Here is a 25,220-nt window from a genome sequence, read left to right as displayed (position 1 = left end):
ACCATTCCCTGCAAGAAAACAAAAAGGGATGCGAAAGCATCCCTTTGACTATAAACCATTTTGTTAACCGAAGTTAATCGTGATTTTGTAAATTGGTTGATCATTCCATTTTCGGTAATGACTAGCCGACAAGTGCTAGCAAGATACCAGCGGCCACTGCTGAGCCCAATACACCTGCAACGTTTGGTCCCATCGCATGCATCAACAAGAAGTTTTGCGGGTTAGCTTGTAAGCCGACCTTGTTCACCACACGCGCGGCCATTGGTACCGCAGAAACGCCAGCCGCACCGATAAGTGGGTTGATGTCTTCTTTTGAGAACTTGTTCAGCAACTTAGCCATTAGCACACCAGCACCCGTACCAATACTAAACGCAACCGCACCAAGACCTAGAATGCCTAATGTTTCTAAGTTTAGGAATTGATCCGCTTGCAGCTTCGAGCCAACCCCTAAGCCCAAGAAGATCGTCACGATGTTGATCAGCTCATTTTGTGCGGTTTTCGATAGACGATCGACCACACCCGCTTCACGCATTAAGTTACCAAGACAGAACATACCGACAAGAGGCGTTGCTGAAGGTAGGAAAAGAATCGTCATGAGTAATACTGCCATCGGGAACAATACCTTTTCCCATTTACCCACGTGACGCAGTTGCGCCATTTGAATCTCACGTTCTTCCTTAGTGGTTAGCGCCTTCATGATTGGCGGCTGAATGATTGGCACTAAAGCCATGTAGCTATACGCGGCTACAGCAATCGCACCAAGCAAATCTGGTGATAACTTACTTGCTAAGAAAATCGCCGTTGGGCCATCCGCACCACCGATGATAGCGATAGACGATGCATCCGCCATGGAGAACTCCATGCCAGGTACATAGTTGAGCAAAATAGCGCCAAACAGTGTCGCAAAAATACCAAACTGAGCTGCCGCACCTAGCCACAACGTTTTTGGGTTTGCGATCAAAGCACCAAAGTCGGTCATCGCACCCACACCCATGAAGATCAACAACGGGAACACACCCGATTCAATCCCAATGTAGTAAACGTAGTAGAGCAAGCCGCCAGGCTCAGTAAAGCCAGCATTTGGAATATTCGCCAAGATAGCACCAAAACCAATCGGCAATAACAGTAAAGGTTCAAAGCCTTTTTTGATTGCCAAAAACAGCAAGGTACAACCAACCAGCATCATACAGATTTGGCCGAACTCGAAGTTAGCGATCCCTGTTTCTGCCCAAAGGGTTAACAATCCGTCCATGATACTCCCTTACGCCAGGCTCAATAGAGGCGCACCTACTGTGACAGCATCGCCTTCTTTAACGTTCAACTCTTGAACCACACCACCACGCGCCGCACGCACTTCTGTTTCCATCTTCATTGCTTCAAGAATCAGTAGTACATCGCCTTCAGCCACTTCAGCGCCAGGCTGAACATTCACTTTAAAGATGTTACCGGCAAGAGGAGCAGGCACCGCTTCAGCAGAAGCGCTAGAAGGTGCGCTAGGTGCCGTCGGTTTTGCGGGCGCCGCAGAAGGAGCGACAGAGGTTAGCTCGCCTTGAGGACCAACTTCCACCTCATACACCTGTCCGTCAACACGTACGCTATAAATTTCTACGCCGCCAGTTGCTGGTTGCGCCGCAGGTACGGCAGGCTTCGCGGCTTCTAGCGTTGGTGCAGGTTCAAATGCTTCTGGGTTTTCACGATTCTTAAGGAACTTGAGACCAACTTGAGGGAAAAGCGCATAAGTAAGTACATCATCAACACGCTCACTTGCTAGCTTAATACCTTCTGATTTCGCTTTCTCCATCAGATCAACAGTAAGCGTCTCCATTTCAGGCTCAAGCAAATCGGCAGGACGACAAGTAATAGGCTCTTTGCCATCAAGTACTTTAGCTTGCAGCTCTGCATTTAACTCGGCTGGCGCTTGACCGTATTCGCCTTTCAATAGACCAGCGGTTTCCTTAGTTATGCTCTTATAGCGCTCGCCAGTAAGCACGTTAATCACGGCTTGCGTCCCGACGATCTGCGAAGTTGGAGTCACCAATGGAATGAAACCAAGATCTTCGCGTACACGAGGGATCTCTTCTAATACTTCATCAATGCGATCCGCCGCGCCCTGTTCTTTCAACTGGCCTTCCATGTTGGTCAGCATACCGCCAGGCACTTGAGCAATCAGGATGCGAGAGTCTACACCTTTCAACTGACCTTCCCACTTCGCGTACTTCTTGCGTACTTCACGGAAATATGCGGCGATAGGTTCTAGTTGCTCGAGCTTCAAATTCGTATCTCGCTCGGTTCCTTCTAGCATCGCGACTACCGTTTCCGTCGGTGTGTGACCATAGGTACAACTCATTGAAGAAATCGCTGTATCGAGAATATCAATACCAGCTTCAACTGCTTTTACCGCTGTCGCAGTAGACAAGCCTGTCGTCGCGTGACAATGAAGTGCTAATGGCACATCACAAGACGCTTTGATACGCGTGATAAGCTCTTCCGCTTCATAAGGCTTGAGTAAGCCAGACATATCTTTAATACACAGTGAATGACAACCTAAATCCTCTAGGCGTTTTGCCAAGTCAACCCAAGTGTCTGCGTTATGCACAGGGCTTGTTGTGTAAGACAGCGTACCTTGAGCATGTGCGCCAACATCGACCGTTGCTTTAACAGCCTTCTGGAAGTTTCGCACGTCATTCATTGCATCAAAGATACGGAATACGTCCATACCGTTAGCATGTGCGCGTTCAACGAACTTCTCTACTACGTCGTCGGCATAATGGCGGTATCCTAAAAGGTTTTGACCACGCAGTAGCATTTGCATTGGCGTATTAGGCATCGCTTTTTTTAACTCACGTAAACGCTCCCAAGGATCTTCCCCTAAGAATCGAATACAAGAATCAAACGTTGCGCCACCCCAAGTCTCTAGAGACCAGTAACCAACCTTATCCAACTCAGCTGCGATAGGCAGCATATCCTCAATACGCATACGCGTAGCAAATAGTGATTGATGGGCATCACGAAGGACCACATCTGTAATAGCTAGTGGTTTAGACATGCTCTTAAACTCCTTTTTAATCCTGGTTCGGCTACTTCGCGAATGAGGCGCGATGTTTATGAATCGCAGCCGAGATCGCCGCCACTACTTGTGGACTAACAGCTGAAGAGGTTGATTGAATATTAGTATTTGTTTTTGGTGCTGCGATCGGCTCTGGTACTTCTTCTGGTACCAATTTCGACATTAGCCGAACGAGATAAACAAGAATAGTGAGGAAAATAAATACGACCGCCATCCCCGTTAGCATCAGGGTGGCCGCATCTACTAGCAGGCTTCCTATATTAGTCATGTTGCTTCCTTTCTTTGTCATCCTGACAACGTGCAGGACTTTAATAGCGTCAAATCCCGACCAATGGATTATCTCGATTGGTTAAATTTTGTCAATTTTGTTTAAGGAAGGTTTGTAATAATCCTGATAAATGATTATTTATTCACTACCCAGATCACAGTTCATGACAAAATAATTACTGCGAATCTGCTATCTCCTTACGAACAGAGTAAAGGAGGACATAAATAAAAACTGCGATTTGGATTTCAAAACCAAATCGAGATTTACACATAAAAACTAATAAAAACAAAAGGATGTCATTTTGTAACAATTAACAAACAAATAAAAAACAAAGAAGTTACATGTAAACAATTGAAGTGAAAGAAACGGAAATTAATATACAGGAGAGATAGTAAGGATGGATTCACAAACTACAGCTGAAACTTTATTCCAAATTGCTTAGATAAGCACATCTTCGCTTTTGGAAAAGAAGGACCTCGCCTCTAACAACTCTAGGCTATAGTTCCTGATGTCCAGATACAAAAAAGCCTCGCAATTGCGAGGCTTTTTTTGTAAGTGGCGCGTCCTGGAGGATTCGAACCTCCGACCGCCTGGTTCGTAGCCAGGTACTCTATCCAGCTGAGCTAAGGACGCGCAGTTTTCGATATCAACTTTCGTCAACATCAGGGCATTACCCTTCAATAAGTGGCGCGTCCTGGAGGATTCGAACCTCCGACCGCCTGGTTCGTAGCCAGGTACTCTATCCAGCTGAGCTAAGGACGCGCGATTTTCGATATCAACTTTCGTCAAAATCAGGGCAATACCCTTGAATAAGTGGCGCGTCCTGGAGGATTCGAACCTCCGACCGCCTGGTTCGTAGCCAGGTACTCTATCCAGCTGAGCTAAGGACGCGCAATAATCTTATTTTACTTTGTATAACCCGTTTATCAAACGAATTATTAAATAGTGGCGCGTCCTGGAGGATTCGAACCTCCGACCGCCTGGTTCGTAGCCAGGTACTCTATCCAGCTGAGCTAAGGACGCGCAGATCTTCTTGCTAGGAAGTTGTGAAGCAAATCACATTCATTTCTTACGAAACAAAAAAAAGGCCATCGGGCCAGTCAATGAATGGCGGTGAAGGAGGGATTCGAACCCTCGATACGGGATAAACCGTATACTCCCTTAGCAGGGGAGCGCCTTCAGCCTCTCGGCCACCTCACCGTTTTCATTGTTATATCTCAAAAGAGATATGGCGCGTCCTGGAGGATTCGAACCTCCGACCGCCTGGTTCGTAGCCAGGTACTCTATCCAGCTGAGCTAAGGACGCATTTTTTTGTTGATTTTTCAACATTGCAAGAATGGCGGTGAGGGAGGGATTCGAACCCTCGATACGGGATAAACCGTATACTCCCTTAGCAGGGGAGCGCCTTCAGCCTCTCGGCCACCTCACCGTCTTGCGGAGGCACATATTACGTTTTACCGAAAATATGTCAAACACTTTCTTTGAAAAAATCCACGAAACTGACTTAACCGTTGCTGATTTAATCAAAGTGACTATTAAACGAACTTTACCACTCTATTATGATGAAAAAAAGAGAGTCTTCTCTGAAAAAAAGACATTTATTTTCAAACGACTTCCTGGTGTTCGATTCAACAATATTGACGGATTCACAGCCACACTCAACACAATGGTTTCCGCAAATCTTCAAAAACATTAAAGACTAAAAAGGCCAACCCTTCGGTTAGCCTTTTTCATTCAAACTAAGCTCTGTAAACAGGAGCGACTTAGTAGTTACCTGAAGCAACGTTGCCATTGCCTTTTTCAGCTTGAATGCGCATGTAGATTTCTTCACGGTGAACTGAAACCTCTTTCGGAGCGTTAACGCCGATACGTACTTGGTTACCTTTCACACCTAGTACAGTTACAGTCACTTCATCACCAATCATCAGTGTTTCGCCTACGCGGCGAGTCAAAATTAGCATTCTTTGCTCCTTGAGTAATCTCTAAATTTTCTTGCTACAAAGCTATTATCCAACAAAAGTTATATTTTCGTAAACTACCTTGTTAGCGAAAATCAGCCTAAAAAGGCATGTTTTTGTTGAATGTTTAATGCTTCACTAGACGTAATGTAAGCATCATGCAGAATGTTTGCTGCTGTATCCACACATTCGGGTGCTAAAACTAGCATCATAGTGAGTGCATTCGTTGCGCTGAAATTGATCTCAATATCTCGCTTTGCCAACAAATCGCATGCGTGCTCTACCATTCCATTGGCCTCAAGCCCCACTGCGGTCAACAGGCTTACCACTTCACTATTACGGATTTTGTCGCTGAACACCAGATCGAACTTGGCACATGCATCTTGTTTTATCATGATACCTGCCCGTTCTGCTTCCTCGATCACATTCCAAATGTCTATACCCAGCATCTGACATTGTTTTGTAGCACTAGATAAATGTTCTTTATCGACTTCGATAATGGCAAGGTCACGTTGAATGGCTATACCAGAGACGGCTTGATTGCCTGACTCCCCCTTTACCAAACTGCCTTCATTAACATCAAATGTCGAAAGCACGCGTAGTGGCACATTATTCTTCCATGCAAATTGCACTGAAGGTAAATGTAATACTTTTGCGCCTCGGCTTGCCATCGCTTCCATTGAAGGAAAATCGATAACCGCCAATTTGCGCGCATTTTTCACTACACGTGGGTCACAAGTATAAATACCATCAACGTCGGTAAAGATTTGACACTCGTCAGCACGCAATGCGCCCGCCAGTGCCACAGCGCTCGTATCTGAGCCACCTCGACCTAATGTGGTGATATCCCCATTCTCATTCACACCTTGAAAGCCCGCAACAATCACGATTTGGTCTTGCTCAAGCAATCCCATAATTGTCGTGGTATCAATGTGTTTAATCGTTGCGTCATTGTGTTGATTATCCGTCACAATATTCGCCTGTGCTCCGGTAAGCGAGCGCGCAGCATGACCCATTTTATTCAAAGTCATGGCTAACAGTGCCATTGACACTTGCTCACCAGCAGAGAGCAAAACATCAAGTTCTCGAGCTGTAGGTACGCTATCTATCTGTTTAGCGAGATCCATCAGTCTGTTTGTTTCGCCTGACATTGCAGACACGACAACAACAACTTGATTGCCATCATTTTTCGCCTTAATGATGTGTTCAGCGACTTGGTGGATTCTTTCAATTGAACCCACAGAGGTTCCGCCAAACTTTTGCACGATAAGGGGCTTTTTCACCAGTCTTCACCTTCCCAAGACCGAAGTCTCTTTAGATCTTTAGAACTGCTTACCTCTTAAATATTTCCTTTGAGAAAAATTATATAAGCAGTAGTTACAACAAAAACCAAGCAGCTTAAATGACTCGGTTAACTTTTGGTCAATTAAACCACTTGGTTGCTAAAAAAAATTACGCTCAATCAAAGAAACTTGATTGAGCGTAATTTTATTAGTTAAGAGCTTATAAACGCTCTTCTAGCCAAGGCTGAACTGTTTTGATTGCCTCTGGTAGTGCTGAAACATCAGTACCACCGGCTTGAGCCATGTCTGGACGACCACCGCCCTTACCACCGACTTGCTCTGCAACCATTTTAACCAGATCACCTGCTTTTACTTTACCAGTGAGATCTTTAGTCACACCAGCAATCAAGCCAACCTTGTCACCCGTTACGTTTGCAAGCAGTACAACACCAGAACCCATTTGATTCTTGATGTCATCAACCATGGTACGCAGGTTCTTGCTATCAGCACCTTCAAGGGCCGCAACTAGAACTTTTGTGCCATTTACTTCAACCGCTTTGCCCATGATGTTAGCGCTTTCTGCGGCTGCCATCTTATCTTTTAGCTTCTGCACTTCTTTTTCTAGTGCTTTTGCTTTCTGTGCAGACTCTGCCAGTTTCTCTTCGTACTTCGCGTTTTGAGCTTCAATAGCGTCTAATGCCGCCTCGCCTGTTACCGCTTCAATACGACGAATACCGGCTGCAATACCGCTTTCTGATGTGATTTTGAATAGACCAATATCACCCGTGCTTGATGCGTGAATACCACCACAAAGCTCAGTAGAGAAATCGCCCATAGATAGCACGCGAACTTCGTCATCGTACTTCTCACCAAACAATGCCATTGCGCCTTTCTTCTTAGCAGACTCAATATCCATCACGTTGGTTTCAATCGTGTGGTTACGACGGATTTGCGCGTTAACTAGGCGCTCAACTTCTTTCAACTCTGCTGCGGTTACGGCTTCTAGATGCGAGAAGTCGAAACGTAGGTTGTCTGCCTTCACCAATGAGCCTTTCTGCGTTACGTGCTCACCAAGAACTTGGCGTAGTGCTGCGTGTAGCAAGTGCGTCGCTGAGTGGTTAAGAGAGATAGCTGCGCGACGCTCTGCGTCAACGATAGTTGCTACTTCGTCGCCTTTCGCTAGAACGCCTTCTGCCATTACACCGTGGTGTGCAATTGCGTTACCGAGTTTTTGAGTGTCTTCAACGCGGAATACACCAGACTCAGTACGGATTTCACCAGCGTCACCACACTGACCGCCTGACTCTGCGTAGAATGGTGTTTCACCAAGCACGATGATGGCTTTGTCGCCTGCAGATAGTGAGTCTACTTCGTTGCCTTCAACAAACATCGCAGCGACTGAGCTAGAACCTTTAGTACCTGTGTAACCACAGAACTCTGTTTGCGTATCAACTTTGATTGCTGCGTTATAATCTGTACCGAATTGACCAGCTTCACGCGCACGTTGACGCTGCTCTTCCATCGCTTTTTCGAAACCCTCTTCGTCGATCGCGAACTCACGCTCACGTGCAACGTCGTTAGTGAGGTCTGCTGGGAAGCCGTAAGTATCGTAAAGCTTGAATACCGTTTCGCCGTCTAGCACTTTGCCATCTAGGTTATCTAATGCTTCGTTAAGAATTACCATACCGCGCTCAAGTGTACGACCGAAGTTTTCTTCTTCGATACGCAGTACTTTTTCAACCACTGCTTGTTGACGCTTCAGCTCTTCGCCTGCTGTACCCATTACTTCTGCTAATACGCCAACAAGCTTATAGAAGAATGCACCTTGTGCACCTAGCTTGTTACCATGACGTACGGCACGACGAATGATACGACGTAGTACGTAACCACGACCTTCGTTTGAAGGCATAACACCATCAACAATCAAGAATGAACATGAACGGATGTGGTCAGCAATAACGCGTAGCGATTGGTTCGATAGATCTTCATAACCAATGACTTCAGCCGCTGCTTTGATAAGAGTTTGGAATACATCGATTTCGTAGTTTGAGTGAACGCCTTGCATAATTGCAGAGATACGCTCGATACCCATACCAGTATCTACCGATGGTTTTGGTAGCGGTTCCATAGTGCCGTCTGCGTGACGGTTGAACTGCATGAATACGTTGTTCCAGATCTCGATGAAACGGTCACCATCTTCTTCAGGCGTGCCAGGACGACCACCCCAGATGTGTTCACCGTGATCGTAGAAGATTTCAGTACATGGACCACAAGGACCAGTGTCGCCCATTTGCCAGAAGTTATCAGACTCGTAAGGCTTGCCACCTTCTTTGTCACCAATGCGCACGATACGATCAGCAGGCACGCCAACTTTTTTGTTCCAGATGTCGAATGCTTCGTCATCGGTTTCGTAAACGGTTACCAATAGACGATCCGCAGGCAGTTTAAGTACTTCGGTTAGGAATTCCCAAGCAAATGAAATCGCATCTTCTTTGAAATAGTCGCCAAAGCTGAAGTTGCCTAGCATTTCAAAGAATGTGTGGTGACGAGCGGTAAAGCCAACATTTTCCAGGTCGTTGTGTTTACCACCAGCACGTACACAACGTTGAGCCGTAGTCGCTCGAGTATAGGCTCGTTTTTCTAAGCCTAAGAAACAATCTTTAAATTGGTTCATACCTGCGTTTGTGAACAGCAGGGTTGGGTCGTTATGTGGAACTAACGATGAACTTTCTACGATTTGGTGTCCTTTGCTTTCAAAGAACTTGAGGAACGCGTTACGAACCTCGTCAGTGCTCATGTACATGCAGCTCTTCCTGAAAATAGTCGAGTTAGAATTTTGCCGTATTGTAGATCATGCAAACAGCTGAGACTAGTTTTCTTGAGGAAAAGAGGGAGTAGAAGAAAAAATTTGAAGCAAAACAAAAATCAGCGCAATTAGATCAACGCTAATCTTGGTCTTCAAAGGCAAGCGCATAGCTAATTTGGTCGAAACTGTAGCCTCGGTATTGTAGAAAACGGACTTGTTTCGCGTATTCTTTTTGGTCCTTGGCTTTGACACCTTTGAATTTCTTTTCTGCCGCCTGCTTAGCAAGTTCAAACCAGTCTTGCGGTTCTTCAGCCATGGCTTGCTCAATCACCGATTCCGCAACACGTTTCTGGTTTAACTCTTGGCGAATTCGACGCTCTCCATGTCCTTTGTATACATGCTGCCGAATTTGGCTCTTCGCATAACGTAAATCATCTAAATAGTTATGGTCTAAGCAAAAATTAATCGCGATTTCGATGTCTGATGCTTCATAGCCTTTCATCGACAGTTTTTGGTACAGCTCATACTGACCATGATCGCGACGGCTAAGCAGTTGGATAGCCGCCTCTTTGCTCGATAATGTTGGTGTCTGGCGCTTTTGGTACATGGTGATCCTAAAGGTATTTTTGCTGTACAGACTCTCAATGGCCTTTGTGATGATTCGATTTTTGATGTCAATAGATACAACAAAGCCCCGCATTGCAGGGCTTTATCACTTTTTAATCTGTGAAGGGATTAAAACTCTTCAGCTTGCTCAGGCGCCTCGCCTGCTTCAGGAGCTTCCGCAAGGGCTGGCGCTAACAACATTTCACGCAATTTAGTATCGATAGTTTTAGCCACTTCAGGATGCTCACGTAGGTAGTTGCACGCGTTCGCTTTACCTTGACCAATCTTATCGCCTTGGTAGCTGTACCAAGCACCAGCCTTTTCAACCAGCTTGTGCTTCACACCTAGATCTACCAGCTCACCTTCGCGGTTAAAGCCTTGACCGTACATGATTTGCGTATTGGCTTCTTTAAACGGTGCAGCAATCTTGTTCTTAACCACTTTGATGCGAGTTTCGTTACCAACGACTTCGTCACCTTCTTTGATTGCGCCAGTACGACGAATATCAAGACGAACAGAAGCGTAGAATTTAAGTGCGTTACCACCCGTGGTCGTTTCTGGGTTACCGAACATCACACCAATCTTCATACGGATTTGGTTGATGAAGATACACATACAGTTAGACTGTTTTAGGTTACCTGTTAGCTTACGCATCGCTTGAGAAAGCATACGTGCTTGAAGACCCATGTGGCTGTCGCCCATTTCGCCTTCAATTTCTGCTTTTGGTGTTAGCGCCGCAACTGAGTCAACAACCATTACGTCGATAGCGCCAGAGCGAGCTAGTGCATCACAAATCTCTAGTGCTTGCTCACCAGTGTCTGGCTGAGAAACCAAGAGCGCATCGATATCAACACCAAGTTTCTTCGCGTAGACAGGATCCAGAGCGTGCTCTGCATCGATAAACGCACAAGTTTTACCTTCACGTTGCGCAGCAGCGATAAGCTCAAGCGTTAGTGTTGTTTTACCTGAAGATTCTGGACCGTAGACTTCTACGATACGACCCATTGGCAGACCACCTGCACCCAAAGCGATATCAAGAGAAAGAGAGCCTGTTGAGATGGTTTCTACGTCCATTGCTCGGTTATCACCAAGGCGCATGATAGAGCCTTTACCGAATTGCTTTTCAATTTGACCTAGCGCAGCGGCGAGCGCTTTCTGTTTGTTCTCGTCCATTACTTTCTCCGATTTATTCATCTTCTTTGGGCGACGAATAGTAATTCATTTTTCTTAAGCAGCTAACCTGCTCAGCAATGAAAGTTATTATACTGTTGATTCATACAGTGTCTATACCTGTATAGAAAAAATTTAGTTCACTGCTTCTAAGGATTTGCTCTAGCCCTTATCAATTCTGGGCTAAGACGGTGTAAGAAATTCTAAATTAAATGTTGATGCAATCGAGTCAATGCATGCATCACCGCTTGTTGACGAACTTCCGCCCTGTCACCAGAAAAATGCATGGTCTCAACAAAGAGCCAATCGTGCTTATCCGCAAAAGCAAAGCAGACGGTTCCAACCGGCTTTTCATCAGTGCCTCCCCCCGGTCCAGCAACACCACTGATGGAAACCCCAATAGTGGCATTCGAGTGTTGAAGCGCACCTTGCACCATTTCAAGCACAACAGGCTCACTCACGGCACCATGTTCCTCTAAGGTTTCCACTCTCACACCCAGCATTTCCATTTTGGCTTCGTTGCTGTAAGTGACAAAAGCTCTATCTAACCAACCTGAGCTGCCTGCAATATCAGTAATAGCGGTCGCAACACCGCCACCCGTGCACGATTCTGCCGTCGTTAAAACATGACCATACTTTGCCAATAATGCGCCTAAATCTGCGCTCAATTTTGTTGTTTTTTCCATAGCCAAAATGCCCTTTGTCTCTTTTTACTTGATAGGGATTCACGTATCCTAAGCCGCTACGGAAATAAACAAAAGAACTTACCTGTGAAAGCTGAACAAAAACACACTCCGATGATGCAGCAATACCTCAAGCTAAAAGCTGAGAACCCTGAGATTTTGCTGTTCTACCGCATGGGCGATTTCTACGAACTCTTTTACGATGATGCAAAGCGAGCGTCCCAACTGCTTGATATTTCGCTAACTAAGCGCGGTTCGTCAGCTGGAGAGCCTATTCCTATGGCGGGAGTGCCATTTCACGCAGTAGAAGGCTATCTAGCAAAACTTGTTCAGCTTGGTGAATCAGTCGCAATCTGCGAACAAATTGGCGATCCAGCCACCAGCAAAGGTCCGGTAGAACGTAAAGTTGTGCGTATCGTGACACCAGGTACTGTGACGGATGAAGCACTGCTTTCTGAGCGTGTCGATAACTTAATCGCAGCCATTTACCATCACAACGGTAAGTTCGGTTATGCTACGCTGGATGTCACTTCTGGTCGCTTCCAACTGACAGAACCAGAAACCGAAGAAGCGATGACAGCCGAGCTTCAGCGTACCGCACCACGTGAGCTACTATTCCCAGAAGACTTTGAACCTGTACATTTAATGGCAAGCCGCAACGGTAACCGTCGTCGTCCAGTATGGGAGTTTGAGCTTGATACGGCTAAGCAACAACTCAATCAACAGTTTGGTACTAAAGATCTGGTTGGTTTTGGCGTAGAACATGCGTCCTTAGGGTTATGTGCTGCTGGTTGTTTGATCCAGTATGTGAAAGATACGCAACGCACTGCTTTGCCTCATATTCGCTCTTTAACGTTTGATCATCAGGACCAATCCGTCATCCTTGATGCCGCTACCCGACGCAACCTGGAAATTACTCAAAATCTAGCAGGTGGAACCGATAACACACTCGCTGCGGTACTCGACCATTGTGCGACGCCGATGGGCAGCCGAATGCTGAAGCGTTGGTTACATCAGCCTATGCGTTGCATTGAAACGTTAAACAATCGTCTTGATGCGATTGGTGAGATTAAAGAACAAGCGCTGTTTGCCGATCTTCAACCAACGTTAAAACAAATTGGTGATATTGAACGTATCTTAGCACGCCTTGCACTGCGCTCTGCTCGCCCTCGCGATATGGCTAGACTTCGCAATGCCATGCAGCAGCTACCAGAGCTAGAATCTGTAACCGCTTCTTTGACCCATCCATATCTAGCAAAACTGGCGCAATACGCAGCTCCGATTGACGAAGTATGTGATCTGTTAGAGCGTGCAATTAAAGAAAATCCGCCAGTTGTTATTCGTGATGGTGGTGTGATCGCTGAAGGCTATAATGCCGAGCTCGATGAATGGCGCAAATTAGCAGACGGTGCAACAGAATACCTTGAGCAGCTTGAGCGAGATGAGCGTGAACGACACGGCATCGATACGCTTAAAGTCGGCTACAACAACGTACATGGCTTCTTTATTCAAGTGAGCCGTGGCCAGAGCCATTTGGTTCCACCGCACTATGTACGTCGCCAAACACTAAAAAATGCCGAACGCTATATCATCCCAGAGCTCAAAGAGCACGAAGACAAAGTACTTAATTCGAAATCGAAAGCGCTGGCACTTGAAAAGCAGCTGTGGGAAGAACTGTTTGATCTATTGATGCCAAACTTGGAGAAGCTGCAGAATTTAGCTTCTGCTCTGTCTCAACTGGATGTACTACAAAACTTAGCAGAGCGTGCAGATTCGTTGGATTACTGCCGACCAACGCTTGTGAAAGACGCTGGCATTCACATTCAAGCGGGTCGTCACCCAGTCGTAGAGCAAGTAACAACAGAACCGTTCATTGCTAACCCAATAGAGCTTAACCCAGCTCGTAAGATGTTGATCATCACCGGTCCAAACATGGGTGGTAAATCCACCTACATGCGTCAAACTGCGCTGATTGCATTGATGGCACATATCGGCTCTTATGTACCTGCAGAATCTGCACAAATTGGTTCTTTAGATCGTATATTTACTCGTATTGGTGCGTCAGATGATCTTGCATCTGGTCGTTCAACCTTCATGGTAGAAATGACGGAAACCGCTAATATTCTGCACAATGCGACTAAAAACAGTTTAGTGCTAATGGATGAAATCGGTCGCGGTACCAGTACTTACGATGGCCTCTCTTTAGCTTGGGCAAGTGCGGAATGGCTCGCAACACAAATTGGTGCGATGACACTATTTGCAACTCACTACTTCGAATTGACAGAGTTGCCAAACCAACTGCCAAACTTAGCGAACGTTCACTTGGATGCCGTAGAGCATGGTGACAGCATTGCCTTTATGCACGCAGTTCAAGAAGGTGCGGCAAGTAAGTCTTACGGCCTAGCTGTTGCGGGCTTAGCAGGTGTACCAAAAACGGTTATCAAAAATGCGCGTAACAAGCTATCTCAGCTAGAGCAACTAGGGCAAAACAGTGACGCACCACGTCCAAGTGCAGTAGATGTGGCTAACCAATTGAGTCTAATTCCAGAACCTAGCGAGATCGAACAAGCCTTATCTGGTATTGATCCTGATGATTTGACTCCACGCCAAGCACTTGAAGAGTTGTATCGTTTGAAGAAGATGCTTTAAATCGATTCACTTAAGCGAGCACAAAAGAAAAAAAGGCTATGGATAACCATAGCCTTTTGCATATCTACTGAAGTACGGATTATTTAATCATCTTCGACGTTAAATAAGTTTTCCATATTCAAACCTTGCTTGATTAAAACCTCACGAAGACGACGTAAACCTTCTACTTGGATTTGACGTACACGCTCACGTGTCAAACCAATCTCTCGACCAACTTCTTCAAGCGTCGAAGGCTCATAGCCTAGAAGACCAAAACGTCGTGCAAGTACTTCTTTCTGTTTTGGATTCAACTCTTCTAACCAATGAATCAGCGATGATTTGATATCGTCATCTTGAGTCGAGACTTCTGGATCGGAGTTGTTTGCGTCGGGAATAATATCCAACAGCGCTTTTTCACCGTCACCACCGATTGGTGTGTCGACAGAACTGATACGCTCATTGAGACGTAGCATTTTGCTTACATCTTCGACTGGAATATCTAACTGAGCAGCAATTTCTTCTGCGGTAGGTTCGTGATCGAGCTTCTGAGAAAGTTCACGCGCAGTACGCAGATAAATGTTCAGCTCTTTCACTACATGAATAGGTAGACGGATCGTACGAGTTTGGTTCATCAACGCACGTTCGATCGTTTGTCGGATCCACCAGGTCGCATAAGTAGAGAAGCGGAAACCACGCTCTGGATCGAACTTCTCGACCGCACGGATCAAACCAAGGTTACCTTCTTCAATCAGATCGAGTAGTGCTAGGCCTCGATTACTGTATCGACGAGAGATCTTGACCACCAAACGTAGGTTACTTTCGATCATACGTTTACGTGCTGCTTCGTCGCCACGCAGGGCTCGTCGAGCATAAAGCACTTCTTCTTCGGCAGTAAGTAGAGGTGAGAAGCCAATTTCACCTAGATACAACTGAGTTGCGTCTAAGCTTTTACTGCTCGCGTCAAATTCTTCACGCGCAGCCGTTTTGCTTTCTGTGGATGATGATTTTTCGAGTTCGTTATCAATGGTCTTCACTGACGCATTGTCAAATGCAAACTCTTCAACTTTGGTTACTGTGTTGCTGATACTCATAACGCCTCCCCCTGGCGAGTTAGCAAGACATGACAACTCAATATGTCGCTAAATGATGTCGCAAGTTGTTTTTCAAAGTTTTAAGGCAAATAGCGTTTTGGATTCACCGATTTACCTTGATAGCGAATTTCAAAGTGTAGCTTGACTGATTTTGCACCTGAACTACCCATGGTGGCGATTTTCTGTCCGCTTTTTACACTTTGTCCTTCTGATACCAGCAGTTTGTCATTATGTGCATAGGCGCTTAAATAATTGTCGTTATGCTTTACTATAATTAAGTTGCCATAACCTCGTAGCGCATTGCCTGAATAAACAACGGTGCCGGCTGCGGTTGAAACGATAGGTTGACCACGCTGTCCTGCGATGTCGATACCTTTATTTCCCTGTTCTCCCGCCGAAAAGTTCTTGATTACTCTCCCTTTTGTTGGCCACAACCACTTAGAAACTTTATCACTCTTCGCCGTGGTAACTGGCGCTTTTTGCTTCACTTTTTGGTTATCTTTTGAACCAACATACTCCTTTGTTTTCGATTGTTCAACCTTCTTTGGAGGCTGTTTTTGTACGACTTTAGGCTTAGTCTCTGTAGGTTTTTGACTAGAGTTTTTACTTGAAGTTTTCGGTTTAGAGGCTGTTGATGTTTTCGTCACTGGGGCTGGTGGCGTCGTAACAACAGGAACCACAACGGGTTCAACTTTTTGGCCATATTTAGGGGCGACATATTTCGGAGCCCAAAGTTTTAGCCTCTGTCCAGGGTAGATGGTGTAAGGCTGAGTTAACTCATTGTAACGGACAAGATCATTTACATCTTTATCTGTGACATAAGCTATGAAGTAAAGTGTATCGCCTTTTTTTACCTCATAATAACTCCCTCTGTAACTTCCTCTTTCAAGGCTTGAATAGTCTTTCTTTAAGCTAGAGACAGGTGCAGGAGAATGCGCTGCACAACCAACTAGTCCTGCAGCAAACACAAAGCTAATACCAATATGACGTAATAACTTACTCACCTATCCCTAACCCTTAAGCTAAATCACCCGCAACCAGAGGTACAAATCGAACCATTTCCACAACAGTAGAGAGATATTCATCTCCCTTACGTTCAATTTTTAGTAACTGTTGCTCCTTATCTCCAACAGGAATCACCATCTTACCGCCATCTTTTAATTGTGCGAGAAGTGCTTGGGGGATCACTTCTGCGGCTGCGGTAACAATGATGGCATCGAAAGGACCACGAGCTTCCCAGCCTTGCCACCCATCAGCATGCTTGGTTGAAACATTGTAGATATCCAATTGTTTCAGACGGCGTTTTGCTTCCCATTGCAACGATTTAATTCGCTCAACGGAGTATACATGGTCAACAATTTGCGCCAGTACTGCGGTTTGATAACCGGAACCCGTTCCGATTTCCAGTACGTGACTCGTTGGCTCTAGTTCGAGTAACTCGGTCATACGAGCAACAATATAAGGTTGAGAAATAGTTTGTCCCTGACCAATCGGTAACGCATTGTTATCGTAGGCTTGGTGCATCATCGCTTGAGAGACAAAGCTTTCTCGTGGTAAGCGTTGGATAGCATCCAGAACTCTTTGGTCTTTGATGCCACTGGAGATAAGAAACGCTATCAACCTGTCAGCATGTGGGTTACTCATTACTTCTCTTCCTTTAACCAACTATCCATTGCACGCAGCGACTCATGAGCAGTGAGATCAACTTGCAGAGGCGTCATTGAAACTCGACCATGTTCAATCGCATAAAAGTCGGTGCCCTCCCCCGCATCTTGCTCTTTTCCTGGAGGCCCTAGCCAATAAATATCATGACCTCGCGGATCTTTCTGCTTAATCATATTCTCTGCGTGATGACGCGCACCTAAACGCGTGACTTCGATTTCGCCCAGGTTTTCTGCTGGTAAGTCAGGCACGTTTACGTTCAATAACCGATTCGTTGGAATCGGAGACGCTAAATGCTGTTGCACAATTTGACGTGCAATTTTTGCGGCAGATTCGAAATGACGCTTACCCACCAGCGAAAAAGCAACCGACTGAACACCAAGGAAATGCCCTTCCATTGCTGCAGCTACCGTTCCTGAGTAAAGAACGTCATCACCCAAATTTGCACCATGGTTGATGCCTGATAAAACAAGATCGGGCAAATCATCTTTCATCAGCTCATTCAGTGCGAAATGTACACAATCTGTAGGCGTTCCTTGCACTGAATAGATATTTGGGGCAATTTCAGTTATGCGTAATGGTTGCTCTAGTGTCAGTGAGTTCGAAGCACCTGAACGGTTTCGATCGGGTGCAACAATGGTCACTTCAGCGATATCTCGCAACTCATCAGCAAGTGCATGAATCCCTTGCGCATGTACGCCATCGTCGTTGCTGATTAAGACTCTTAGGGGCTTCGCGTTTAGTGAATCCTGTTCCATTAGTATTCTCTTTCTACTTCAACCTCATTAACTAACTCACGAACGATAGAGGTTGCAAAAGATCCCGCATCCAGTGAGAAAGTCAGCGTAATGTTGTTACCTTCAACCGTCCAAGCTAAATCTTTTGGCTTCAGAGCAATATCGCGACGGTCGTGGCGCATGCGATTACCACGAATCATCGCCATGAGATCAGGCTCTTCATCTAAGAACGGTTGTTCTAAAGTAAGCGCATCCGCTTGAGTTGGAAGCGCATTATCACCTGCTAGAGCCGCGGTAATTGTCACTTCGCCTGCAGCAAATTGTGCTTGTAGATCTGCGATATTGCTTGCATCAACCAACTGAGTGCCAGAACTTGTCTGTGCAATATCACCATCGATGAATTTATCAAACACACCATTTTCTAGACGAGCAGAAACGATACGGTTGAAGATCCACGAACGCGCCGCTGATAAATACATGCTGCGCTTATTTTGATTACGGGTACGAACGTTTTCGCGTCCCCATCGACGTGCTTCTTCAAGGTTGTTGCCATCATTGCCAAAACGCTGACTACCAAAGTAGTTTGGCACACCAACTTGTTTCACTTTTTCAAGGCGTTGCTCTACATCTTCAACGTCAGTCACTTCAGACAAAGTGACAACAAACTCGTTCCCTATTAAGTCTCCAGGACGCAGTTTTTTGTTGTGTCGATCAGTCGCTAAGATCTCAATACTCGGATATTGAGCTAGGAATGCCGAGAAGTCCGGCGTTTCCCCTTTCGGTAAATGGACACTCAACCACTGTTCCGTCACCGCATGGCGGTCTTTAAGGCCTGCCCAGCTAACGTCTTTCGACTTTACGCCACAAGCTTTCGCCAACTCATTCGCAACAAAACTGGTATTTTCTCCAGTTTTTCGAATACGCACCATTAGGTGCTCGCCTTCGCCCGTAAAGGCAAAACCTAAATCCTCACGAACCTGAAAATGTTCTGGTTGCGCTTTGATTTTTGCCGATGCAACAGGCTTACCCGTTAGATAAGCCAATGAAGATAAAATATCTGACATGATGTTTTTCCGCTGTTTACACAGCATTAAGGAGCAAGTTGGTTAATTATTGCTTGAACAGAAGCACCACGGCTTCCGTTGCAATGCCTTCTTTGCGTCCAGTAAAACCGAGACGCTCTGTCGTCGTCGCTTTTACGTTAATGTTACTAATATCGGTTTCTAGGTCTTCCGCAATCGCCGCACACATCGCGTCAATATGAGGTGCCATCTTAGGTGCTTGTGCCATGATGGTGACATCGGCATTACCAAGGCGGTAGCCTTGCTCTTTGACACGACGATAAACGTCTTTCAACAATTCGCGGCTATTAGCCCCTTTCCATTTATCGTCGGTATCCGGGAAGTGACGACCAATATCACCCGCAGCAATCGCGCCGAGTAGCGCATCAGTCAAAGCATGAAGAGCAACATCACCATCTGAGTGGGCTACTAAGCCCTGCTCGTAAGGGATAGCAACACCACCGATAATGACCGGGCCTTCACCACCAAATTTATGCACGTCAAAACCGTGACCAATTCGAATCATTTTTTATCCTTTCTTTTTTAGCCGCGCTCACGGCTCAGATAAAACTCGGCTAACGCGAGATCTTCTGGCTGAGTAATTTTTATGTTATTCGCATTACCCTGGACTAAAGCAGGCGTTTCGCCCAACCACTCTAAAGCCGATGCTTCATCCGTGATGGCTACGCCTTGTTCTAATGCGTCAGCCAGTGCTCGAGTCAGTTGTTGAGTTTTAAACATTTGTGGAGTTAATGCATGCCACAATGCTTCTCTCTCTACCGTATGACCGATATCTTGTGCTGCATTTGCTCGCTTCATTGTGTCTCTCACTGGAGATGCGAGGATGCCACCCGTTGGGTGAGCGCAGCAAACATCAATCAAACGGTCAATGTCGGATGTTAATACACATGGCCTTGCAGCGTCGTGGACCAATACCCACTCGCTTTCCAGATGTTCATTGACATAGTTTAGCCCTGAAAGTACGGAATCAGCGCGCTCTTTGCCACCCGCGACTTGAATTACATCGGGATGGTTCGCGATGGTTAACTCAGGGAAATAAGGGTCACCTTCGGTAATGGCGACAACCACTTTCGAAATTCGTGGGTGCGACAGCAACTTTTCTACAGTGTGTTCCAGCACCGCTTTTCCGTCGATCAATAAATATTGCTTAGGGCGGTCAGCCTTCATTCGACTACCGACACCGGCAGCAGGAACAATTGCGACATGCGATGAGTTCACATCCAACATTTTAATGATTTTCCTCACCTATAATGCGGTAGAAAGTCTCGCCATCTTTAACTAAACCAAGCTCATGACGCGCACGTTCTTCAATCGCATCAAGACCTTGCCTTAAGTCATCAATCTCAGCAAACATTTCATTATTGCGAGCTTGTAGCTTGCTGTTCACTTGTTGCTGAACTTCAATTTCATCTTTTACTGTGTAGTAGTCAGACACTCCGTTTTTACCAAACCATAGAGTGTATTGAAGCAAGCCAAACAGTAGCGTAAGGGCTATAACAAAGATTCGCATATCGCTGCTAACATTCTGTACCGGAAGGAATTAGATAAGGTGACATATATAGCATAAATGCGAGGTTGCCTCTAGGGGAGAAAGGGAGACTCACACGCTCCTTACAAGAAATAGGCAGCAAAATGAAACAAAGACATATGAAGCGATTCTTAGCACTCACCAAAGTAAGACCAAGAAATACAAGCCTATAGATACAAAAAACACCCCGCAAAATCAGGGGATTTTCAAAGCTTCAATCTAAGCGGTTAATCCAATGAAGAACTAAGCTTGAACTTCTTTAAGACCGCTTCTTTGAAACATGGAGGAGCGTGCTCATCTAGAGCTTCCTCGATGCAGATAAATGGGTTGCTTTCTTTAGGTATGACAAGCAACACGGCCAGAACGGCTCATCGCTCTTAAATAAAAAACGCCCCACCGAAGTGGAGCGTTTCTAGAAAGCTATTTAGCTAAACTTATTCAATTAAGAATTAAGCTTGACCTTTAACTTCTTTAAGACCGTTGAAAGGAGCGCGCTCACCTAGAGCTTCCTCGATACGGATTAGTTGGTTGTACTTAGCAACACGGTCAGAACGGCTCATAGAACCAGTTTTGATTTGACCTGCAGCAGTACCTACCGCTAGGTCAGCGATAGTTGCATCTTCAGTTTCGCCAGAACGGTGAGAGATTACTGCTGTGTAACCTGCGTCTTTAGCCATCTTGATTGCAGCTAGAGTCTCAGTTAGAGAACCGATTTGGTTGAACTTGATAAGGATAGAGTTAGCTACGCCTTTCTCGATACCTTCAGCAAGGATCTTAGTGTTAGTAACGAATAGGTCGTCACCTACTAGTTGAAGTTTGTCACCTAGTAGTTCAGTTTGGTGCTTGAAGCCATCCCAGTCAGACTCGTCTAGACCGTCTTCGATAGAAACGATTGGGAATTGGTTAGCTAGCTCAGCTAGGTAGTGGTTGAACTCTTCAGAAGTGAAAGTTTTACCTTCGCCTTTCATGTTGTAGATGCCAGCTTCTTTGTCGAAGAACTCAGATGCTGCACAGTCCATAGCTAGAGTAACGTCTTTACCTAGTTCGTAACCAGCAGCTGCAACAGCTTCTGCGATAACTTCTAGAGCTTCAGCGTTAGATTTAAGGTTAGGAGCGAAACCACCTTCGTCACCAACTGCAGTGCTGTAGCCTTTAGACTTAAGAACTTTAGCTAGGTTGTGGAATACTTCAGCACCGATACGTAGACCTTCTTTAAGAGTCTTAGCGCCAACTGGTTGGATCATGAACTCTTGGATGTCAACGTTGTTGTCTGCGTGCTCACCACCGTTGATGATGTTCATCATTGGTAGAGGCATAGAGAACTGACCAGCTGTACCGTTTAGTTCAGCGATGTGCTCGTATAGAGGCATGCCTTTCGCTGCAGCAGCAGCTTTAGCGTTTGCTAGAGAAACAGCTAGGATAGCGTTAGCACCGAATTTAGATTTGTTTTCAGTGCCGTCTAGTTCGATCATTACTGCGTCGATTGCAGCTTGGTCTTTAGCGTCTTTGCCAACTAGAGCTTCAGCGATTGGGCCGTTTACAGCTTCAACTGCTTTAAGAACACCTTTACCTAGGAAACGTGCTTTGTCACCGTCACGTAGCTCAAGAGCTTCGCGAGAACCAGTAGATGCGCCAGATGGAGCTGCCGCCATACCTACGAAACCGCCTTCTAGGTGTACTTCAGCTTCTACAGTTGGGTTACCACGTGAGTCGATGATTTCACGACCTAGAACTTTAACGATCTTAGACATTAATGTTTCCTCTCGTTTCAAATATAAATGTCAATTTTAAAGGGCAGCAGCACAACCTTCGCCGCCGCCCGTATCCTTTTACTTCTCGAATTCGCCGCGTGCGTTTTGGCCCGCAGCCTTAACGAAACCTGCAAACAATGGGTGGCCATCGCGAGGAGTCGATGTGAATTCTGGGTGGAACTGAGCCGCTACAAACCATGGGTGATCTGGGTTCTCAATCATTTCCACTAACTTCTTGTCCGCTGATAGGCCAGAAACTTTCAGACCTGCTTTTTCGATTTGCGGACGAAGCACATTATTCACTTCGTAACGGTGACGGTGACGTTCATGGATCGTCGCGCTACCGTAAAGTTCACGAGCTTTCGTACCTTTCTCTAGGTGACATAGCTGTGAACCAAGACGCATCGTACCACCTAGGTCAGACTTTTCAGTGCGCTCTTCTACGTTACCTGACTCGTCTACCCACTCTGTGATCAAACCTACCACAGGGTACTTAGTCTCTTTGTTAAATTCTGTTGAATGTGCACCTTCCATACCCGCAACGTTACGCGCGTATTCAATTAGTGCAACTTGCATACCCAAACAAATACCTAGGTAAGGCACATTGTTTTCACGTGCGTATTGAGCTGCACGGATCTTGCCTTCAATACCACGATCGCCGAAGCCACCTGGTACTAGGATCGCGTCTAAGCCTTCTAGCAGCTCAACACCTTTTGTTTCGATATCTTGTGAGTCTACATACTTAATTGTGACACTTAGACGGTTTTTCAAGCCAGCGTGTTTAAGTGCTTCGTTCACAGACTTGTATGCATCTGGCAATTCAGTGTATTTACCAACCATACCGATGGTTACTTCACCAGTAGGATTTGCTTCTTCGTAAATAACCTGTTCCCACTCAGAAAGGTCAGCTTCAGGAGCTGTGATGCCAAAGCGAGCACACACAAGATCATCTAGACCTTGAGACTTGATCAATTGAGGAATCTTGTAGATAGAATCTACGTCCTTCATTGAAATTACTGCTTTTTCTGGAACATTACAGAATAGTGCGATTTTCTTACGTTCATTCGCTGGAATAACGCGGTCGCTACGGCAAACTAGGATATCTGGCTGAATACCGATAGATAGAAGTTCTTTTACAGAGTGTTGAGTCGGCTTAGTTTTCACTTCGCCCGCTGCCGCTAGGTAAGGAACAAGTGTTAGGTGCATGAACATTGCGCGCTCACGGCCTAGTTCAACGGCTAGCTGACGAATCGCTTCCATAAATGGTAGTGATTCGATATCACCAACGGTACCGCCAACTTCAACGATAGCCACATCATGGCCTTCAGAGCCAGCAATGACACGGTCTTTGATCGCGTTAGTGATGTGAGGGATAACTTGAATAGTTGCGCCTAGGTAGTCACCACGACGTTCTTTACGAAGTACATCGGCATAAACACGACCTGCAGTGAAGTTGTTACGCTTGGTCATCTTGGTACGGATGAAACGCTCGTAGTGACCAAGGTCAAGGTCAGTCTCTGCGCCATCTTCTGTAACGAACACTTCACCGTGCTGAGTAGGGCTCATTGTGCCCGGGTCAACGTTGATGTAAGGGTCAAGCTTCATCATAGTCACTTTAAGACCACGAGCTTCTAGAATAGCCGCAAGAGATGCTGCTGCAATACCTTTACCTAGAGAGGATACAACCCCGCCAGTAACAAAAATGTAATTTGTCGTCATGTTTAACCTGAAATTGGTTGAATGAGGGAAATGGAGTGCTTCTGGACGGGAGATAAATATACCAGAAGCTCCTTACCGCCACAACGTGAAATCTATCACACCGTAATTTTTTATTTTTTGCTTCAAATCAAAGTGAGCAAAGACAAACCAAAGTCCGTTTTCGTGTTAAGAGGCAAACTGGCCTCATATTGTATATTCCGCTTATTTCCCCCTATCTCGACTCTTCTCGCTTTACTTCATCCCAGAAATCGTCGAGCTCTGATAAAGAACAATCTGTAAGCGCTTTGCCTGACTGCTGGACCTTTACTTCAACTTGCTTAAAACGTCTCGCAAACTTTAAGTTTGCTTTACCTAGTGCGACTTCTGGATTTTTATCAAGATGGCGTGCCAAATTGACGGTCGCAAATAGCAAATCACCAAGTTCCAACTCCACTTTTTCTTCATCAGGCTGGACTTGTAGCGCTTCTTCCATGACTTCATCAATTTCTTCTCGCACCTTATCGACGACCGGGCCAAGAGAGTCCCAGTCAAATCCATATTTCGCACATTTTTTCTGTATCTTTGTAGCACGAGAAAGTGCTGGCAAAGAGTTTGGTATTGAGTCTAGGATACTTTCTTCCGCTTTGCCCACCTGCGCTTTTTCTTTTGCTTTTTCGGCTTCCCAGTTGGCGTTGATTTCCTCGTCCGATTCAAACTCAACATCTGAAAAAACATGCGGATGGCGACGAGTCAGTTTTTCATTCACAGTTTCGACAACATCCGAAAATTCGAACAGCTCTTGCTCTTTCGCTAGCTGACTGTAAAAAATCACCTGAAACAACAAATCACCCAACTCTTCTTGTAAGTTCGGCCAATCACGGTTTTGAATCGCGTCCACCACTTCGTAAGTTTCTTCGATGGTGTGCGGAACGATGGTGTCAAAGGTTTGTTTTAAGTCCCAAGGGCAACCGTTTTCTGGGTCACGCAACTTCGCCATGATTTGTTCTAACTGTTCAATTGGATGACTCATTTTTTGTTCCTTTAAACCTTTCTACTAAAGAAAAAGGTGAGCAGCCAAAACCACTCACCTTAAGTTATTTCATTGGTCGGTTTTTACTAAACAGTTGGCTCTTTTAGCAAGGCAGCAAACTTATGAGACTCCTGAGCATGGTTCACCATGTGATGGAGCGAATAAGTGCAG

Annotated in this window: 21 protein-coding genes and 7 tRNA genes; 1 reads left to right on the top strand and 27 read right to left on the bottom strand. The window is 45.6% G+C overall.

The window, feature by feature from the left end:
* Positions 1 to 121 precede the first annotated feature (121 nt).
* From L3V27_RS17700 to pncC, 16 genes are all read right to left on the bottom strand, one after another.
* Positions 122 to 1,252 (bottom strand): sodium ion-translocating decarboxylase subunit beta, encoded by a 1,131-nt coding sequence (locus L3V27_RS17700; RefSeq protein ID WP_005396706.1) that lies wholly within the window; start codon positions 1,250 to 1,252, stop codon positions 122 to 124.
* 9 nt (positions 1,253 to 1,261) lie between these two features.
* Positions 1,262 to 3,046 (bottom strand): sodium-extruding oxaloacetate decarboxylase subunit alpha, encoded by a 1,785-nt coding sequence (gene oadA, locus L3V27_RS17695; RefSeq protein WP_237312419.1) that lies wholly within the window; start codon positions 3,044 to 3,046, stop codon positions 1,262 to 1,264.
* A gap of 31 nt (positions 3,047 to 3,077) precedes the next feature.
* Positions 3,078 to 3,335, bottom strand: a complete 258-nt coding sequence (locus L3V27_RS17690) for an oxaloacetate decarboxylase subunit gamma (RefSeq protein ID WP_005379932.1) — start codon at positions 3,333 to 3,335, stop codon at positions 3,078 to 3,080.
* A 556-nt stretch (positions 3,336 to 3,891) separates the two neighbouring features.
* A tRNA-Arg gene (locus L3V27_RS17685) sits at positions 3,892 to 3,968 on the bottom strand.
* 52 nt (positions 3,969 to 4,020) lie between these two features.
* Positions 4,021 to 4,097, bottom strand: a tRNA-Arg gene (locus L3V27_RS17680).
* A gap of 52 nt (positions 4,098 to 4,149) precedes the next feature.
* Positions 4,150 to 4,226, bottom strand: a tRNA-Arg gene (locus L3V27_RS17675).
* Positions 4,227 to 4,281: 55 nt separating this feature from the next.
* Positions 4,282 to 4,358 (bottom strand) — tRNA-Arg (locus L3V27_RS17670).
* Between the two features lie 85 nt (positions 4,359 to 4,443).
* A tRNA-Ser gene (locus L3V27_RS17665) sits at positions 4,444 to 4,535 on the bottom strand.
* A gap of 29 nt (positions 4,536 to 4,564) precedes the next feature.
* Positions 4,565 to 4,641 (bottom strand) — tRNA-Arg (locus L3V27_RS17660).
* A gap of 32 nt (positions 4,642 to 4,673) precedes the next feature.
* Positions 4,674 to 4,765, bottom strand: a tRNA-Ser gene (locus tag L3V27_RS17655).
* Positions 4,766 to 5,099: 334 nt separating this feature from the next.
* A complete protein-coding gene (gene csrA, locus L3V27_RS17650; protein ID WP_004415691.1) occupies positions 5,100 to 5,297 on the bottom strand; it encodes a carbon storage regulator CsrA in 198 nt (65 codons plus the stop codon).
* A gap of 92 nt (positions 5,298 to 5,389) precedes the next feature.
* The gene (locus tag L3V27_RS17645; RefSeq protein WP_005393869.1) at positions 5,390 to 6,577 is read right to left on the bottom strand and encodes an aspartate kinase; all 1,188 of its coding nucleotides are present in this window, start codon (positions 6,575 to 6,577) and stop codon (positions 5,390 to 5,392) included.
* A 220-nt stretch (positions 6,578 to 6,797) separates the two neighbouring features.
* Positions 6,798 to 9,380 carry an alanine--tRNA ligase gene (gene alaS, locus L3V27_RS17640; RefSeq protein ID WP_109169448.1) on the bottom strand — a complete coding sequence of 861 codons (2,583 nt, stop codon included), beginning with the start codon at positions 9,378 to 9,380 and terminating at the stop codon, positions 6,798 to 6,800.
* Between the two features lie 142 nt (positions 9,381 to 9,522).
* Positions 9,523 to 9,990 carry a recombination regulator RecX gene (gene recX / locus L3V27_RS17635; protein WP_005393871.1) on the bottom strand — a complete coding sequence of 156 codons (468 nt, stop codon included), beginning with the start codon at positions 9,988 to 9,990 and terminating at the stop codon, positions 9,523 to 9,525.
* Between the two features lie 128 nt (positions 9,991 to 10,118).
* Positions 10,119 to 11,162, bottom strand: a complete 1,044-nt coding sequence (gene recA, locus L3V27_RS17630; RefSeq protein WP_005393872.1) for a recombinase RecA — start codon at positions 11,160 to 11,162, stop codon at positions 10,119 to 10,121.
* 200 nt (positions 11,163 to 11,362) lie between these two features.
* Positions 11,363 to 11,845, bottom strand: coding sequence for a nicotinamide-nucleotide amidase (pncC, locus tag L3V27_RS17625; protein WP_104974807.1), 483 nt, complete (start codon positions 11,843 to 11,845; stop codon positions 11,363 to 11,365).
* Positions 11,846 to 11,929: 84 nt separating this feature from the next.
* Here pncC and mutS point away from each other — a divergent pair, with 84 nt between their 5' ends.
* Complete coding sequence (gene mutS, locus L3V27_RS17620; protein ID WP_006743294.1) at positions 11,930 to 14,491, top strand: DNA mismatch repair protein MutS; 2,562 nt, start codon at positions 11,930 to 11,932, stop codon at positions 14,489 to 14,491.
* A gap of 83 nt (positions 14,492 to 14,574) precedes the next feature.
* On the opposite strand, the gene rpoS is transcribed toward mutS, so the two are convergent.
* From rpoS to mazG, 11 genes are all read right to left on the bottom strand, one after another.
* On the bottom strand, positions 14,575 to 15,561 hold the full coding sequence (rpoS, locus tag L3V27_RS17615) for an RNA polymerase sigma factor RpoS (protein ID WP_005393877.1): 987 nt from the start codon (positions 15,559 to 15,561) through the stop codon (positions 14,575 to 14,577).
* A gap of 80 nt (positions 15,562 to 15,641) precedes the next feature.
* Complete coding sequence (locus tag L3V27_RS17610; protein ID WP_006743295.1) at positions 15,642 to 16,565, bottom strand: peptidoglycan DD-metalloendopeptidase family protein; 924 nt, start codon at positions 16,563 to 16,565, stop codon at positions 15,642 to 15,644.
* 13 nt (positions 16,566 to 16,578) lie between these two features.
* Positions 16,579 to 17,205 carry a protein-L-isoaspartate(D-aspartate) O-methyltransferase gene (locus L3V27_RS17605; protein ID WP_046875091.1) on the bottom strand — a complete coding sequence of 209 codons (627 nt, stop codon included), beginning with the start codon at positions 17,203 to 17,205 and terminating at the stop codon, positions 16,579 to 16,581.
* Positions 17,205 to 17,981: a 5'/3'-nucleotidase SurE gene (gene surE, locus L3V27_RS17600; RefSeq protein ID WP_237312417.1), complete on the bottom strand. Its 777-nt coding sequence runs from the start codon at positions 17,979 to 17,981 to the stop codon at positions 17,205 to 17,207. Before surE ends, L3V27_RS17605 begins: the two co-directional genes overlap by 1 nt.
* Positions 17,981 to 19,024 (bottom strand): tRNA pseudouridine(13) synthase TruD, encoded by a 1,044-nt coding sequence (gene truD / locus L3V27_RS17595; RefSeq protein ID WP_237312415.1) that lies wholly within the window; start codon positions 19,022 to 19,024, stop codon positions 17,981 to 17,983. The genes surE and truD overlap by 1 nt, the downstream gene beginning before the upstream one ends.
* A 46-nt stretch (positions 19,025 to 19,070) precedes the next feature.
* Positions 19,071 to 19,547, bottom strand: a complete 477-nt coding sequence (gene ispF / locus L3V27_RS17590; protein ID WP_005393886.1) for a 2-C-methyl-D-erythritol 2,4-cyclodiphosphate synthase — start codon at positions 19,545 to 19,547, stop codon at positions 19,071 to 19,073.
* A gap of 17 nt (positions 19,548 to 19,564) precedes the next feature.
* Entirely contained in the window at positions 19,565 to 20,269 is a 705-nt protein-coding gene (gene ispD, locus L3V27_RS17585; protein WP_065646112.1) for a 2-C-methyl-D-erythritol 4-phosphate cytidylyltransferase, read from the bottom strand.
* 1 nt (position 20,270) lies between these two features.
* Positions 20,271 to 20,552 (bottom strand): cell division protein FtsB, encoded by a 282-nt coding sequence (ftsB, locus tag L3V27_RS17580; protein ID WP_005380907.1) that lies wholly within the window; start codon positions 20,550 to 20,552, stop codon positions 20,271 to 20,273.
* A 467-nt stretch (positions 20,553 to 21,019) separates the two neighbouring features.
* Positions 21,020 to 22,321 carry a phosphopyruvate hydratase gene (eno, locus tag L3V27_RS17575; RefSeq protein ID WP_005383785.1) on the bottom strand — a complete coding sequence of 434 codons (1,302 nt, stop codon included), beginning with the start codon at positions 22,319 to 22,321 and terminating at the stop codon, positions 21,020 to 21,022.
* Between the two features lie 78 nt (positions 22,322 to 22,399).
* Complete coding sequence (locus L3V27_RS17570) at positions 22,400 to 24,040, bottom strand: CTP synthase (RefSeq protein ID WP_237312414.1); 1,641 nt, start codon at positions 24,038 to 24,040, stop codon at positions 22,400 to 22,402.
* A 211-nt stretch (positions 24,041 to 24,251) separates the two neighbouring features.
* On the bottom strand, positions 24,252 to 25,049 hold the full coding sequence (gene mazG, locus L3V27_RS17565; RefSeq protein WP_237312412.1) for a nucleoside triphosphate pyrophosphohydrolase: 798 nt from the start codon (positions 25,047 to 25,049) through the stop codon (positions 24,252 to 24,254).
* Between the last annotated feature and the right edge of the window lie 171 nt (positions 25,050 to 25,220).

It is taken from the genome of Vibrio sp. J2-3(2022), from assembly GCF_021725735.1.
Classification (GTDB): domain Bacteria; phylum Pseudomonadota; class Gammaproteobacteria; order Enterobacterales; family Vibrionaceae; genus Vibrio; species Vibrio diabolicus.
This window is presented reverse-complemented; position numbering and strand designations above follow the sequence as displayed.

Bases quoted from the DNA above. Each gene is read 5' to 3' on its own strand.
- mazG (WP_237312412.1), bottom strand. From the start codon at position 25,049: ATGAGTCATCCAATTGAACAGTTAGAACAAATCATGGCGAAGTTGCGT.
- pncC (WP_104974807.1), bottom strand. From the start codon at position 11,845: ATGGAAAAAACAACAAAATTGAGCGCAGATTTAGGCGCATTATTGGCA.
- csrA (WP_004415691.1), bottom strand. From the start codon at position 5,297: ATGCTAATTTTGACTCGCCGCGTAGGCGAAACACTGATGATTGGTGAT.
- recA (WP_005393872.1), bottom strand. From the start codon at position 11,162: ATGGACGAGAACAAACAGAAAGCGCTCGCCGCTGCGCTAGGTCAAATT.
- L3V27_RS17690 (WP_005379932.1), bottom strand. From the start codon at position 3,335: ATGACTAATATAGGAAGCCTGCTAGTAGATGCGGCCACCCTGATGCTA.
- L3V27_RS17605 (WP_046875091.1), bottom strand. From the start codon at position 17,205: ATGAGTAACCCACATGCTGACAGGTTGATAGCGTTTCTTATCTCCAGT.
- ispD (WP_065646112.1), bottom strand. From the start codon at position 20,269: ATGTTGGATGTGAACTCATCGCATGTCGCAATTGTTCCTGCTGCCGGT.
- alaS (WP_109169448.1), bottom strand. From the start codon at position 9,380: ATGTACATGAGCACTGACGAGGTTCGTAACGCGTTCCTCAAGTTCTTT.
- truD (WP_237312415.1), bottom strand. From the start codon at position 19,024: ATGTCAGATATTTTATCTTCATTGGCTTATCTAACGGGTAAGCCTGTT.
- recX (WP_005393871.1), bottom strand. From the start codon at position 9,990: ATGTACCAAAAGCGCCAGACACCAACATTATCGAGCAAAGAGGCGGCT.
- surE (WP_237312417.1), bottom strand. From the start codon at position 17,981: ATGGAACAGGATTCACTAAACGCGAAGCCCCTAAGAGTCTTAATCAGC.
- eno (WP_005383785.1), bottom strand. From the start codon at position 22,321: ATGTCTAAGATCGTTAAAGTTCTAGGTCGTGAAATCATCGACTCACGT.
- ispF (WP_005393886.1), bottom strand. From the start codon at position 19,547: ATGATTCGAATTGGTCACGGTTTTGACGTGCATAAATTTGGTGGTGAA.
- L3V27_RS17700 (WP_005396706.1), bottom strand. From the start codon at position 1,252: ATGGACGGATTGTTAACCCTTTGGGCAGAAACAGGGATCGCTAACTTC.
- ftsB (WP_005380907.1), bottom strand. From the start codon at position 20,552: ATGCGAATCTTTGTTATAGCCCTTACGCTACTGTTTGGCTTGCTTCAA.
- rpoS (WP_005393877.1), bottom strand. From the start codon at position 15,561: ATGAGTATCAGCAACACAGTAACCAAAGTTGAAGAGTTTGCATTTGAC.
- oadA (WP_237312419.1), bottom strand. From the start codon at position 3,046: ATGTCTAAACCACTAGCTATTACAGATGTGGTCCTTCGTGATGCCCAT.
- L3V27_RS17570 (WP_237312414.1), bottom strand. From the start codon at position 24,040: ATGACGACAAATTACATTTTTGTTACTGGCGGGGTTGTATCCTCTCTA.